Annotated in this window: 12 protein-coding genes; 10 read left to right on the top strand and 2 right to left on the bottom strand. The window is 35.9% G+C overall.

Features of this window, described 5'->3' with window-relative positions; all coding sequences use genetic code 11:
* Nucleotides 1-5: 5 nt before the first annotated feature.
* Nucleotides 6-848 carry a metallophosphoesterase gene (locus tag HNQ94_RS07555; RefSeq protein ID WP_174495789.1) on the bottom strand — a complete coding sequence of 281 codons (843 nt, stop codon included), beginning with the start codon at nucleotides 846-848 and terminating at the stop codon, nucleotides 6-8.
* A 157-nt stretch (nucleotides 849-1,005) separates the two neighbouring features.
* Here HNQ94_RS07555 and HNQ94_RS07560 point away from each other — a divergent pair, with 157 nt between their 5' ends.
* The 4 genes from HNQ94_RS07560 (at nucleotide 1,006) to HNQ94_RS07575 (ending at nucleotide 5,719) form a co-directional block, all read left to right on the top strand.
* A complete protein-coding gene (locus HNQ94_RS07560) occupies nucleotides 1,006-2,109 on the top strand; it encodes an MGDG synthase family glycosyltransferase (RefSeq protein ID WP_174495788.1) in 1,104 nt (367 codons plus the stop codon).
* A gap of 580 nt (nucleotides 2,110-2,689) precedes the next feature.
* Complete coding sequence (locus tag HNQ94_RS07565; RefSeq protein ID WP_174495787.1) at nucleotides 2,690-3,592, top strand: aldo/keto reductase; 903 nt, start codon at nucleotides 2,690-2,692, stop codon at nucleotides 3,590-3,592.
* Nucleotides 3,593-3,707: 115 nt separating this feature from the next.
* Nucleotides 3,708-4,196, top strand: coding sequence for an RNA polymerase sigma factor (locus tag HNQ94_RS07570; protein ID WP_174495786.1), 489 nt, complete (start codon nucleotides 3,708-3,710; stop codon nucleotides 4,194-4,196).
* Entirely contained in the window at nucleotides 4,193-5,719 is a 1,527-nt protein-coding gene (locus HNQ94_RS07575) for a zf-HC2 domain-containing protein (RefSeq protein WP_174495785.1), read from the top strand. Before HNQ94_RS07570 ends, HNQ94_RS07575 begins: the two co-directional genes overlap by 4 nt.
* 22 nt (nucleotides 5,720-5,741) lie before the next feature.
* Here the strand turns inward: HNQ94_RS07575 and HNQ94_RS07580 are convergent, their stop codons facing one another.
* Nucleotides 5,742-7,529 (bottom strand): diguanylate cyclase, encoded by a 1,788-nt coding sequence (locus HNQ94_RS07580; protein WP_174495784.1) that lies wholly within the window; start codon nucleotides 7,527-7,529, stop codon nucleotides 5,742-5,744.
* 234 nt (nucleotides 7,530-7,763) lie between these two features.
* Here HNQ94_RS07580 and pflB point away from each other — a divergent pair, with 234 nt between their 5' ends.
* The 6 genes from pflB to HNQ94_RS07610 all read left to right on the top strand — a co-directional run bounded on the left by pflB (nucleotide 7,764) and on the right by HNQ94_RS07610 (nucleotide 14,975).
* Nucleotides 7,764-9,998, top strand: a complete 2,235-nt coding sequence (gene pflB, locus HNQ94_RS07585; protein ID WP_174495783.1) for a formate C-acetyltransferase — start codon at nucleotides 7,764-7,766, stop codon at nucleotides 9,996-9,998.
* 56 nt (nucleotides 9,999-10,054) lie between these two features.
* Nucleotides 10,055-10,783, top strand: coding sequence for a pyruvate formate-lyase-activating protein (gene pflA / locus HNQ94_RS07590; protein ID WP_174495782.1), 729 nt, complete (start codon nucleotides 10,055-10,057; stop codon nucleotides 10,781-10,783).
* A gap of 130 nt (nucleotides 10,784-10,913) precedes the next feature.
* Entirely contained in the window at nucleotides 10,914-11,741 is an 828-nt protein-coding gene (locus HNQ94_RS07595) for a P-loop NTPase family protein (RefSeq protein WP_174495781.1), read from the top strand.
* Nucleotides 11,742-11,882: 141 nt separating this feature from the next.
* On the top strand, nucleotides 11,883-13,490 hold the full coding sequence (locus HNQ94_RS07600; RefSeq protein WP_174495780.1) for a spore germination protein: 1,608 nt from the start codon (nucleotides 11,883-11,885) through the stop codon (nucleotides 13,488-13,490).
* Between the two features lie 17 nt (nucleotides 13,491-13,507).
* A complete protein-coding gene (locus HNQ94_RS07605; RefSeq protein ID WP_174495779.1) occupies nucleotides 13,508-14,722 on the top strand; it encodes a Ger(x)C family spore germination protein in 1,215 nt (404 codons plus the stop codon).
* Nucleotides 14,715-14,975 carry a hypothetical protein gene (locus HNQ94_RS07610; RefSeq protein WP_174495778.1) on the top strand — a complete coding sequence of 87 codons (261 nt, stop codon included), beginning with the start codon at nucleotides 14,715-14,717 and terminating at the stop codon, nucleotides 14,973-14,975. Before HNQ94_RS07605 ends, HNQ94_RS07610 begins: the two co-directional genes overlap by 8 nt.
* Nucleotides 14,976-14,993: the final 18 nt, after the last annotated feature.

Here is a 14,993-nt window from a genome sequence, read left to right on the forward strand (position 1 = left end):
ACTTTTTAGCTTACTTGTTGTTGTGGGTTGGAAGCAGATGGAATGGTAATACGGTGGAAGGTGATTTCTGGTCTACTACCGACACGTATGTTTACACCTGTTTGACCTAGTCCTTCACTAATGTAAAAGCTTTTTCCTTCATATTTGTGCAAGCCTTTAATCATATTCATTTTTGGCAAATTACCCATTTTCGCTAAATGATAAGCTTTAGGATAAAGAATTTGACCACCGTGAAAGTGACCAGAAAGAAGATAATCAAAGTGAAAATCTTTCATTTTTAAAACAGCGTTAGGATCATGGGTCAGGATGAAATTAAATCCTTCCTTAATGCCGGTATAGGACTTGGCAAAGTCACTACGGTTTGTGCTAAAGTCATCTATTCCAATAATGTTGATTGCGTGTCCCTCAATCGTAATTGTTTGGTTTTCATTTTGTAATGTTTGGCAGCCAAACTGTTGTAACGTATTTTTTAACTTCGTGAAATTTTCTCCACGTAAAACGTAATCGTGATTTCCAAATATAGCATATGTCCCGAATTTCGGAGCTACTTTTTGAAACATTTCCAAATAAGGTATTAGCTTTGGGATTGATTTTTTACGGTCTAAAAAATCTCCAGTTAAAGCAATTAAATCTATTTTTTCATTTTTTATTTTTTCATATAGCTGAAGAGCGCTAATCGAAATGTTTTCAAGATGCATATCGGAAATTTGAAGTACGTTCAGTGAAGTAGAATGTTTAGCGGTAGGATGGTTATTGATCGTAACTTTGTTAATGGAAACGTTTTTCGTATTTTTATATGCAATATATAAACCGAAAACTATCGGTATAAAAACGAGTGTAATAATCATCTAAAACACCTCCTCGACAATTATACATGAGAATGTATGGAATTTAATTAGTAAATTGATGGATAACTTTCCAGTTTAGTTGGTGAAAATAAATTTTGTTCTTTCCACACATACTAAGGATGCTATAAAAAATTGTAGGTGAGGAGCTTGATGTACCATGAAAAAGGTGTTATTCATGCCTTTTTTACAAATTTCTTCAGGGCATCATCAAGTAGCAGACGCTTTAATAGATGGCATAAAGACTATGGATCCATCTGTTGAGTGTGATAAAGTTGATATTTTACATTATGGGTACGGAAAGATAGAGGGTGTTGTCTCGAATGTGTATTTAAAATGGATTGCTCATTTCCCACAAATGTATAGTTGGGTTTATCGCAAAGTGGTATGTGAAGAAAACCAGGAGGATAAGCGTTATCGGCATTATGAACTATTATTTTTAAGTGTCATGCAAGATATAATAGAGGAAAAAAAACCTGATATCATTATTTGCACCCATGCTTTACCATCTTATTTGTTAAGTATTCTGAAGCAGCGAGGATTTCTTTCCATACCTGTTGTAAATGTATATACAGACTATTTTATTCATCGTTTATGGGGAAGAGAAGGGATTGATGTCCATTTAGTGCCATCAATCCCAATGAAGAAACAATTATTGGAAAAAGGTGTTAATGAGGATCAAATCTATGTAACGGGAATCCCAATACATCACAAGTTTTCTAAAGCTGATCGTTTCGAGGTTAAGCAACACGATTCCTTACACTTGCTTTTAACTGGTGGAAATCTTGGGGTAGGCTTAATAGAAAAATTTGTGGAGAAGGTGCAGAATCAAAAAATTCAATACTCTGTGTTGTGTGGGAAAAATGAAAAGCTTTATGAGCGACTAGCCCAAATGAATAGTTCACAAATTACACCGATTCCTTTTATCGAGTCCCGTGAAAAAATGGACCTGTTATATAAAAGCTGTGATGGCATCATTACTAAGCCTGGTGGTGTAACGATAAGTGAAAGTTTATTCAAACGAGTACCAATTTTTGTTTACCACACCTTACCTGGACAAGAGGAATATAATTTGTCCCAGCTGCAACAATTAGGAGTAGCAAACCATTTGCATTCCTGGGATAGCAATGAACATTTTGAAGAGGAAATCATTGGTTTTTATGAAGATGGTGGGGCAATTGAAACATATAATGATTATCTTGATCAATACCATTCACATATAGACCATCACGAGCCAGCAGAACTTATTCAACAGTTTATGTAAAGGAAGTGGGGATATCCTCACTTCCTTTATATTTTAAGGGTTGGCTAATGCTTTGTAATCATACATAATGGTTTTAAATAAAGTCTGTTTTCTAAAAATATTGTTACTATATTTCCTTAAACTACGACATAACTATAGCTTTGCATTTTGATGAGTGCATACGACCGCTTCGGCAGAATACTTCGCTTTCCACGGGCACGACCTCAGCCTCCTCGCGGAAGACCACAGCTGCGGGGTCTTCAGACACGTGCTATCCCGTAGGAGTCTGCGTATTCTGCCTACGCTAAGATTGACTTTCTGATTCAAGGATAGTGGTAAACCATATAGGCATGTTAGATAATTCTTCCTTATCAATACGACTATTTTTTCAACTTTCTTTTTCCCAGTTCATCCGTACAGTAAAGATAAGCACATGCTAAGGAAGGAAATACACGTAGACTCGAGGCTCAGCGCGAGCCCTAAGGTGCGCGTAGTGTATTTCCGTAGCGGTTGGATTTGCACACATCTAGTTACGTCGCATTTTCTATCAATTGTGATACGATAAGAGCTCTATTAAATTAAAAGCAAAGGATGTTTTTAGATGGATCGAATAAGGTTAACCGATAATTTATCATTTTCGAGAATTATACACGGGCTTTGGCGTTTAGCGGATTGGAACTATTCAAAGGAAGAAACATTGGAACTCATCGATTATTGTTTGGATCAAGGCATTACAACGTTTGATCATGCCGATATTTATGGAAGCTATACATGTGAATCGTTGTTTGGTGAGGCATTAGCTTTAAAACCAGCGTTACGGGAAAAGATGGAGCTCGTTACAAAATGCGGAATCGTTCTAGAATCACCGAACCGCCCTTATCATAAATCGCATCATTACAATACAAGTAAAGAGCACATCTTATCTTCAGTGGATAATTCCTTGCAAAATTTAAACACGGATTACATAGACTTGTTGCTTATACACCGTCCGGATCCGTATATGAACCCTGTGGAAGTAGCGGAGGCTTTCAACAAGTTAAAGGCATCTGGAAAGGTTCGACATTTCGGTGTATCTAATTTTAAAGATCACCAGTTTAACATGTTACAGTCCTATTTAGATATGCCACTAGTTACAAATCAAATAGAGCTTTCAGCTTATGAGTTGGAAAACTTCCATGATGGTACACTTAACTTCTGCTTAGAAAAAAGGCTATCCCCTATGGCTTGGTCACCGCTTGCTGGTGGAAAGATCTTCTTAGGTGAAGATGAAAAATCAATCCGCCTACAAAATACTTTGAAAAAAGTAGCTGATGAGCTTGGTGCAAGTGGGATAGATGAAGTACTTTACGCATGGTTATTAAATCATCCTGCAGACATCATGCCAATTGTCGGTTCCGGTAAAAGGGATAGAATTCAACGGGCAATAGCATCCCAAAAATACGACTTAACACATGATCAATGGTTTGAAATTTTACAAATCTCTATGGGTCATGATATTCCATAAAAGGGAAAGACAGTTCCTGAAATAAAAGGAACTGTCTTTATTAGTATGAGGATTTTATAAAACTTTGTAACTTTTTGAAATTTTACTAGTCTGCATAAGGGAGAGGAGGGAGAACATGGCTGATCCCCTTGAGGAGATGTATGAGGTCTATAAAAAACCTATTTACAATTATCTTTACTACTTAAGTCATGATCAATACCTTGCAGAAGAATTAACCCATGAAACATTTATAAAAGCATTTAAAGCCTTCAACAAGTTTCGAGGGGATGCAAGTGTGAAAACGTGGTTATATAAAATTGCTCGTAATACTTTTTTAACCGAAGCCAAGAAAAATAAAAGTAGAGAAACTCCCTTTAACGATCAAGTCTGGGAAATGGAAGACAAATCCACGGATATGTACGAAAAGATTGTTATCCAACAAATTTTTAAAAAGTTATCAGAACAAGAACAAACGATGATTGTCCTGCGAGATATAAATGGTTTTACTTATCAAGAAATGGCGGAATTGTTAAGTATAACCGAAGGGAAAGTGAAAATTTCCTTACATAGAGCAAGAAAAAAATTCAAAGCACATTATTTTGAAGATAGGGAGGTTAAAAAGTGAAGCTACCATGTGAAGTAGTTCGAGATTTGTATCCTTTATATGAAGAAAATGAACTAAGCTCGGAAGTGAGAAGGGGAGTAGATGAGCATTTAGATCAATGTGGGGAATGTACTGCTCTATATAAAGAAGAGATTGGCTTTCAAGATATTTTTCAACAGGAAAAAATGGAAGAGCTCCCACCGAAAAAGCTAGATGACAAAATAAGGCTTCGATTCAAGCTAAGACGAATGACTGCCATTACATTTATTCTTCTAACTATTATTTTGGTTAGCATTGTTAATAACTATTCAACTAGTAGAGAAGTACTTGGAGATGTTCTGAACGCTGGAGTTTATAGATCAGTTGAAACGTATCATCATATGGTTGAAAGTGTGAAGGAACCAGGAGAACCTAATTTTGATTTTTATGTGCAAGATTTGTTTTATGATCTGCAGGATCGTGAAAAATTTGAAGATAACTTAAATTTTTTAGAAAAAGGGAAACTACGTAAAGGTAAATACAGTATTTACCTAGAGCAATCAGCTTTTATACAAACATTAGAGACGCTAAAAATGAAACATACAACAGGTACTTGGGATGAAGTAGATAAGCGAACATATGAAAGGCTGGAGGAGTATGTTAAAGATTTTAAGATTGTACTAGCAGATCATGCAAATAAATTTCGTCACGGGTACAGTTCTTATCTACAGTTTGTGGATATTAATAAATTTACTGCTTTTTATGAAAAGGTTAACGACCTCACCTATTTTTACAATCGATTCCATGTACTGCCTGAAGATATGGAGCCCCTTAGTAAAGAACAACTAGCAAATAATATTAACGAAATGTTGCAAGTCGAAAATGAAAAAGTAGACTTTGAAGAAGCTAGTCCCTTTAATGAACCGGTTGGCTCCTACCGATTTACAGTAAATATGGACATGGGAGAAGTTAGAGGAGTGATAGATGGCTATACGGGCTACGTCTTGAGTGCGAGTGTTGGGATTAGTATCCCCGAGAATCAAAAGGATTTAAGTGAGGAAAAATTAGAGGAAATTGCAAAACAGATGTTAAATGCACACTTTGGTCTATCAAATAGATATAAAATGTATTCTACTTTTAATACCAATTCAGAACATGTCGTTACGTTTGGTTTTAAACCGATAGTAGGAGAGTATGAAATGTATTTTCCATTTGAGGGTGCCCATCAAATATCGATAGCAAAAAAGACAGGACAATTAGATATGTTTCGTGCCGATCATCAGGCACTTCTTACACCTGAGTTGTTCGACCTAAAGCCGATAGTAAACATCAATCAAGAAGAAGCAATGGATATAGTTAACCAAATTGCTGAGGAGCAATACGAAAATCGAGTACGACATGATGAAGAAGAAAAAGTTTATACGTATGATGATACTGGAATTGTAAAATCAATACTGACAGGAAAATATGTTGTCGCACATGTGTTTAAGACAAGGCATCAAGAACGGATATTTATTAATGCTGAAAATGGAGAAGAGGAAGTACCATACTTCTATTTTCCATAACTTCAAACCCTCCATTCAGTCTTTAGAATGGAGGGTTTTCATCTAATAGGCATAGGTCTTGATTGTATTGAACTTGATTTCTGCCGTTATTTTTTGCTCTATATAAGGCTTGGTCAGCAGTTGTAATAAACATTTCGACTGATTCTGAGTCTCGCGGAATGAGGCTGGCAACCCCTATACTTATTGTCACGTCGTCACTTACTTCAGACGATGCATGAGAAATATGCAGGCTTTCGATCCCTCTTCTAATTCTTTCTGCAATAGCTAAGGCATCTTTTAGTTTTGTTTCTGGTAGAATAACCGCAAACTCTTCTCCGCCATATCGAGCTACAACATCCAAAGAACGATACAGTTTATGTTGAATAGATGCTGCTACCTTTTTTAAACAAGTATCACCCATAAGGTGACCATATGTGTCGTTATATTTCTTGAAAAAATCAATATCTAGCATAATAAGAGAAAGGGATGCTTGATTACGTTTTGCATGATCCCATTGTTTCTGTAAATAGTTATCAAAATAACGCCGATTTGGAATATTCGTTAGTCCGTCGATAGCGGAAAGCTTTTGTAGCTCTTCATTCAATTTTTGGAGATTCCTTTCCATTTCTTTTCGCTTTGTTATATCTCTAAAAATAACATGAATAGCAGCTTCCTCATCAAAAGTGATTGGAATTGCAGAAACCTCAATAATTATTTTTTCGCCTTTACTATTCATTGCTTTTAATTCTGTTTGCTCAAATTTTTCATTTGTCTCCCTTGTCTTTTTGATTCCTTCGTATACTTTTTCATGATCTTCATGATCAATAAAATCAAAAACAGACCTTCCAATTAGCTGTTTGGTATTATCCATTTTTAAAATACGTGCTGTTGGCTCATTTAGGTAAATGACAATGCCGTCACGATGAACAAAGTTTGCATCAGGAGATTCTTCTATTAGTCGACGATATCGATTTTCACTTTTTCTTAAAGCGAGCTGTGCTTGTTGTTCTTTTTTATACGGCTCTTGAATCGTGGAGTCATGAACACCTTTTAAAATAAAATAGAAACCAAATGCTTTATAGACGTGTCTCAGTATATTGATAAAATCATACATACTCTCATATAAAGTAAAGGTAACTTCACTTAATAAAAGAAAAACAAATCCAATAATAAACGTTAATCGAGTGGAATCTTTTTCTTTTATATACTGTCTCAACAGAATGAATATCGTTAATAAGTGAAAGACAATGATGAAGTATTCCAAATTAAGTGCAATCTGCGTTATGCCTTCATTACTTTCTAAAATCGGTAGTGTAAATCGATAAACGTTATAAATTATAAAAACGGCATATAACGAAGCTAAGCTGAAAATTATATTTGGTTTAAATATTTTTATATGCTTGTTTTTTCTACTAATGATGATCAGTAAAAAGAGTGCCTCTGTAAGTCTAGCAATGATACGAAACCAAGTAGAATGCATGACAGAACTTTCTGTAATAAAAATTGGCATTCCGGTATAAGACAATGTATGAAAAAGATCTAACGTTCCAACAACGAAAAAAACAGCACCGATATATAAACGGTGATTAGAGGCTGTATAGGGATATGTTAATAGCCCTGTAAACGCAATGGCGTATGCAACAGATATGCTGATAATTTCTAGTAATATATGCAAACTTAAAAAATCATTTTTACTTAGATCAGCATGAAAAACAGAAAAACTCATACTAGAAAATAAAAAGATAAAATAAACCATTATAATGAGAAAAGAGAAGGTAATTGTTCTTTTTTCTTTTGTAGATAATGATTGAGAGGATAAGTTTATACCCATTTACACCCTCCCCTTTCCTTATTGTTCATTTTCATCATACTAAAATTTACCTATTAGTGAATTAGGTAAATATGACTAAATTTCTACAAAATTCTCCATTAACATTGATTTCCCTATTTGATTAAATCGCTACAATATTGTCATAACTTAAACCGTCATAAGGGTAGAAAATAGTGTATTGTGAAAGTGTGAGCAAGATAAAATTTATTGATCTTTATTTAGGGGGTCATTTCAATGACGAATGCTTGGCGCAATTTTAAAGCAGGAAAATGGATGAATGATATTAACGTAAGAGAATTTATTTTGCAAAATTATTCGCTCTATGAGGGAGACGAATTATTCCTAGAAAATGCAACAGAGGCAACGACAACATTGTGGAATCAAGTAATGGATTTAACGAAGCAGGAGCGGGCAGCTGGTGGGGTACTAGACATGGATACAAAGGTTGTTTCTACCATTGTTTCCCACGAACCAGGTTACTTAGATAAAGCTACGGAAAAGGTCGTGGGTATTCAAACAGAAAAACCTTTCAAACGGGCAATGATGCCTTATGGTGGAATCCGAATGGCGGAAGCATCATGTGAATCTTACGGCTACGAATTAGATAGGGAAGTAGAGAAAATCTTTACGGATTATCGAAAAACGCACAACCAAGGGGTGTTTGATGCGTATACACCAGAAATAAAATTAGCACGAAAAGCTGGGGTAGTAACGGGACTTCCAGATGCTTATGGTAGAGGGCGTATAATCGGGGATTATCGAAGAGTTGCTTTGTACGGTGTCGATTTTCTAATTGAACAGAAGAAAATGGACTACAAATTAATTGGCGGGGACGGTGTCATGTCAGAGGATGTGATAAGAGATCGTGAAGAGCATATGGAGCAAATTCGGGCTCTATATGAATTGAAACAAATGGCTGCTTCTTATGGATTTGACATTTCTGAACCAGCTAAAAATGCGACAGAAGCTTTTCAATGGTTGTACTTTGCTTACTTAGCCGCTATTAAAGAACAAAATGGAGCGGCAATGAGTCTGGGTCGAGTATCTACCTTCCTTGATATTTATATCGAAAGAGATTTTGCAGAAGGAACGTTGACAGAGAAAGAAGCCCAAGAGCTAGTTGATCATTTTGTCATGAAGCTTCGACTTGTGAAATTTGCTAGAACGCCAGAATATAATGAATTATTTAGTGGAGACCCAACGTGGGTAACGGAATCTATTGGAGGTGTTTCAATTGATGGACGTCCTCTTGTTACGAAAAACTCTTTCCGTTTCTTGCATACTTTAAACAACTTAGGTCCTGCACCAGAACCTAACTTAACCATTTTATGGTCTGTACAATTACCAACTAACTTTAAAAAATACTGTGCACACATGTCTATTAAATCTAGCTCTATTCAATACGAAGATGACGACATTATGCGTGTGGAGTATGGGGATGATTATGGGATTGCCTGCTGTGTGAGTGCAATGCCTATCGGTAAACAGATGCAATTTTTCGGAGCACGTGTCAACCTGGCAAAGGCACTACTTTATTCTATTAACGGTGGAGTAGACGAAATGCTAAAAACCCAAGTTGCCCCACGTTATGCTCCTATTATTTCTGAATATCTGAACTATGAAGAAGTCATGGAAAAATACGATAATATGCTAGAGTGGTTAGCGGGATTATATATGGGTGCATTGAACATTATTCATTACATGCATGACAAATATAGCTATGAGCGTTTAGAAATGGCCCTTCATGATCGAGAAGTAATCCGTACGATGGCAGGTGGAATCGCTGGCTTATCCGTTGCTGCAGATAGCTTAAGCGCAATTAAGCACGCGAGAGTAAAAGTGATCCGTGATGAAAATGGTTTAGCAGTAGATTATGAAATAGAAGGGGAATATCCACAATATGGAAATAATGATAGCCGTGTGGATGACATTGCAATTGATCTCATGAAACGTTTCATGAACAAGTTTAGAAAGCATAAAACTTATCGAAATGCGATTCCGACTATTTCTATTTTAACGATTACTTCTAATGTCGTTTACGGAAAGAAAACTGGTAACACTCCTGATGGAAGAAGAGCTGGTGAACCTTTTGCTCCAGGTGCTAACCCATTACATGGTCGTGATCGAAATGGTGCTTTAGCATCTTTGAATTCTGTAGCGAAATTGCCATACGAATATGCTTTAGATGGTATTTCCAATACGTTTAGCTTTGTTCCAAAGGCGTTGGGTAGAGAAGAGGATCAACGAATTTCTAATTTAGTAGGTATATTAGACGGATATGCGATGAAGGGTGGACACCATTTAAACATTAACGTGTTTGAAAGAGAAACATTACTTGATGCGATGGAACACCCCGAAAAATATCCACAACTAACAATTCGCGTTTCTGGTTATGCTGTTAACTTTATTAAATTAACGAGAGAACAACAAATAGATGTCATTAATCGTACGTTCCATGAAAGTATGTAACTAGTGGGGAGGCAACTCGTTGCTTCCCTTTTAAATCAAGAAATGAGGGGATGTCAATGAAAGGCCGTATACATTCAATTGAGACGTTCGGCACCTTGGACGGCCCAGGAATTAGATACGTTATTTTTACGCAAGGCTGTTTACTACGCTGTCAGTTTTGCCATAATCCCGATACGTGGGATTTAAAGGCTGGAAAAGAAGTGACTGTAGAAGAAGTGATAAAAGATGTTGAAGACTATATACCATACATGAATGCATCTGGTGGTGGTATTACTGTCAGCGGAGGAGAGCCTCTTTTACAAGTGGAATTTTTAACAGAATTATTTACCGAGTGTAAAAAACGTGGTATTCATACGACGATTGATAGTTCAGGGGGCTGTTTTTCAACAAGTAAGGTTTTTTTAGAAAAATTAGATAAACTGTTAGCTGTTACAGACTTAATACTACTGGACTTAAAACAAATAAATGATCAAAAACACAAGACGTTAACAGGCCTTACGAACAAGCATATTTTAAAATTTGCAAAGCTATTGGCTGATAAAAAGATACCAATTTGGGTTCGACATGTATTAGTCCCAGGGATTACAGACAATGAAGAAGATTTGACAAAGTTGTCTGCTTTTATCCATTCTTTATCAAACGTAGAGAAAATTGAAATTCTTCCCTATCATAAGCTTGGCATTTACAAATGGGAAAACCTAGGCCTAAACTATCCACTTGAAGGTGTTGAACCACCAACGAAAGAAACCGTGGAATGGGCCCAACAAATATTAGAAACAAAGTGAACCAGCTGTATAAAAACTGGTTCACTTTTTTTCGATAACTATTTACATCTCTAGACGGATTCCATATGGTTAGTCAAAATGCTTAAATAAAAAAGGGAAGAGCAACAAGTTGAATCAAGGGAGAGATCTTATGAAAAATAAATTAATTATGGTAGAGGGGGTTCCTGGTTCAGGGAAATCGACCACCGCTAAATACATATATGAGAAGTTGAAGGAAAAAGGTATCGATGTCAGGTTTTTTCCAGAAGGTGATACGGAGCATCCTGCAGACTACGAATCGGTGGCATACTTGTCTGAAGAACAGTTGAAAAAAGTAATGGCTCTTTATCCAGACGATCAACCTTTAATAGAAAAATTCACCGAAAAGAAAGGTGATTTTTACTTTGTTCATTACTATGATTTATATCATGAGCAACCTGATAAGGAATATTTGGTCCGTTCTTTTCAAGTTTATGACATCTATGAACAACCACTTGAAATTTTTGAGAAACTAGCTTTAGATTATTGGAAGGAATTTGTAGAAGAAGCGAAAAAAAATGATGTCATTTACTTATTTGAATGCTGCTATATCCAAAATTCTTTTACAAAGTTTATCGCTTACCATAATGCAAATATTGATAAATGGAATCATTTTATTCAACAAGTTTCGAAGGTAGTAAATCCACTACATCCAAAACTAATTTACCTTTATCAAGACAACATCGAACCTGCCTTTACTCGTGTTTATGAAAAAAGAAGTGCTCAGTGGGCAGAGTTTTTTATTGCCTATCATACGGAAAATGGATATGGAAAGGCGAATAATTTAAAAGGACTAGAGGGAACTATACACTATTTATCTATGCGACAGAACGAAGAAATAAAAGCAATTAAACAACTAGAAATGGACTCCATTTTAATCAAAAATGATGAACAAGAATGGGATTCATACTATCAAACGATTTTGAACAGGCTACAATAAAATGAAGTGAGTTGGTCAAGGACCAACTCGCTTTTTTTCTTTAACTCGAATATGTTTTATCGACATAGTCCTCATGTATAAACCTTCCATAAGGTGGAAAGATAAAATGTCTACATTACACTTGATTAGGGGTTTTTGGTAATGAAGAAAAAATTTTGGGACTTGTTCGGAAAACAAAAGAAAAAAAAGATGCCTGCACTTCAAAATATACCCGATAAATTACACGCACCCCTACATAAAAAAGTGGAAGATAATGTTTCAACAATAAAAGAGACGTTGGGAAACAGTTTTGATATTGTTTCTAGATCATTTAAGATAGGAACAGAAAAACCAGTAAGTGCTGCTCTTTTCTATATGGAAGGACTAGCAGATAAAAATTTCGTTCAGGATTTTGTATTAGAAACCCTCATGCTGGACGTAAGAGAAACAGACCTAGGGCAGAAAGGTTCTAAAACTACAGATTTTTATACAATTTTAAAAGAAAGAGCTGTTACGAATGGAGTAGTCAAAGAGATTAAAGACTTCCAAACAGCTTTAGATCATCTTCTATCAGGTGACACAGTTATTGTGTTAGAGGGATATGCAAAAGGATTATCTATTAGTTCTAATGGTATGAAGGATAGAGGAGTTCAAGAAGCAACATCACAAACGGTTGTAAGAGGGCCAAAAGAAGGATTTACCGAAACGATACGTACGAATACGTCTCTCATTAGAAGAAGAATTAAAGATCCAAACTTATGGATTGAAACAAAAAAAGTAGGGAAAAAAACGAAAACAGAAGTAGCAATTTGCTATTTAAAAGGCGTTGCCCAAGATGAAATTATTGAAGAAGTAAGAAAACGAATAGATGATATTGACATTGATGCAATCCTTGAAAGTGGGTACATAGAGGAATTAATTCAAGATGAAACGTATACACCATTTCCTACTGTTTATAATACCGAAAGACCAGATACAGCCTGTGCTGGGATATTAGAAGGACGAATAGTCATTATTGTGGATGGGACTCCTTTTGTATTAATTGTTCCCGCATTATTTGTCCACTTTTTTCAATCAACAGAAGATTTTGCACAACGATCAGATATTGGTACATTAATGAGATTATTACGGTTTTTATGCTTTTTTATTGCGTTACTAACACCATCTGCATACATCGCGTTAACAACGTTTCATCAAGAAATGATACCTACTCAATTGTTAATTAGTTTAGCGGCACAAAGGGAAGGGGTGCCTTTTCCAGCAGTTGTAGAGGCATTTATGATGGAAATTACTTTTGAGATTTTACGTGAAGCGGGTACAAGGATGCCAAGGGCTGTTGGCTCAGCTATTTCCATCGTCGGGGCACTCGTTTTAGGACAAGCTGCAGTAGAAGCAGGAATTGTTTCTTCCGCAATGGTAATCGTTGTTTCGTTAACAGCGATTAGTAGTTTTGTTTCGCCGACATTCAACATGTCCATTTCTGTTCGAATTTTGCGTTTCGGCTTTATGATCTTAGCAGGGATGTTTGGACTTTTTGGGATTATTATCGGTTTAATTATTATGGTTCTTCATTTAACGAGCCTCCGTTCTTTCGGCATCCCTTATTTAGCACCTATGGGTCCGTTTATTCCAAGTGAGCAGAAGGATACCCTTGTACGCATGCCTTTTTGGCGTATGAAAACTCGTCCTAAATTAATTAGTCAAATGGACATGGAGCGAGAAGAAACACAATCTCCAAGACCACCAGAAAAAGAGGACCCGAAAAATTAAAGGGGAGGAAATTTTGTATGAGAAGAAAATTAACCTCCATATTCTTTGTTTTACTCCTATCCTTTGGCTTAGCTGGCTGTTGGGATGCAAGGGAGTTGACGGATATTTCGATTGCAGTAGGACTTGGAATTGACAAGGAAGATGATCTGTTCCAAGTCACTGTTCAATTAATTGATCCAGCGGAAATTGCTGGTAAAATGTTATCCTCACGATCAGCAAGTACCGTTTATACGACAACAGGGCATACGATTTTTGAAGCAATGAGGAAGCTAACAACATTAGCGCCGAGAGAAATTTATTTAGGACATTTAAGAATCGTCATTTTTGGAGAAGAATATGCAAAAGAAGGAATATTGGACGCGTTAGATTTTATGTCCAGATACCATGAAATGCGGACAGACTTCTATATATCGATAGCAAGAGAAAATAAAGCTTCTGACTTATTAAAAATAATAACACCTCTTGAAAAAAGTCCGGCAAATAAAATATTTTCAAGTTTAGAAGCATCTCACGAGTTTTGGGCACCTACTAAAGGTGTCAAATTAGACGAATTAATTGCTTCGATGTCAAGTGAAGGGAAGGAAGCTGTTTTAACAGGGTTATATGTCCAGGGAGATCCAGAGCAAGGAACTAATATGGCTAATGTGGAAAAAGCAGCCTCGCCTGCAGATATAAAAGTTGATTATATAGGTGTTTTCAACGGAGAAAAGTTAGTTGGGTGGTTAAATAAGGAAGAAAGTAAAGGAGTAAATTACCTCGAAAACGAGATAAAGAATTCGATGAAGTGGGTTAACTGTGAAAAAGAAGGTAGAGTTTCGTTAGAGTTAATTGATAGTAAGACAGATGTAAAAGGGTCATTACAAGGAAATAAGCCCAAAATAACGATTAATGTGGAAACCGAAGCGAATATAGCGGAGGTTCAGTGTACGACAGACCTTTCCAAACCGGAAACAATTACAGCATTTGAGAAAAAAGCGGCTAGTAAACAGGAAAGTATTTTAAATACGAGTATAGAGAGAGCAAAGGAATTAGAAGCAGATATTTTCGGTTTCGGTGAAGTCATGACTCGTTCCGATCTTACGTATTGGAAGGAAATAAAAAAGAATTGGAATCAAATATTTGCTAATGAGTTAGAGGTAGAAGTGAAAGCAAAAGTTAATATTCGTCGTACAGGAACAATAAATGAGTCTTTTTTTGATGATGTCAAGAAAAAGAGCGAAATGAGTGAGTAAGGTGATTAAGTTTATTTTATTTACTGTAATTGCCCTTGTTATTTTTAGGAAGGACTATGCTTCTATTAAGAAGCAAAAAGATAAAAAAGAAAAAAGGGTATACATAAGCACCTTTTTTCTTGGATATATACTTGTTTCGTTACTTGTTTTGGAAGTAAATCTCCCGAATCCATCAGATTGGATTAAACAAGCTTATCAACCAATATTGGAACCATATATTAACAGTTTAAAATCTCACAAACTTTTGGAATAAGATGTTTGAAATTGTAAG

The organism is Salirhabdus euzebyi (assembly GCF_014207435.1).
Lineage (GTDB): Bacteria > Bacillota > Bacilli > Bacillales > Alkalibacillaceae > Salirhabdus > Salirhabdus euzebyi.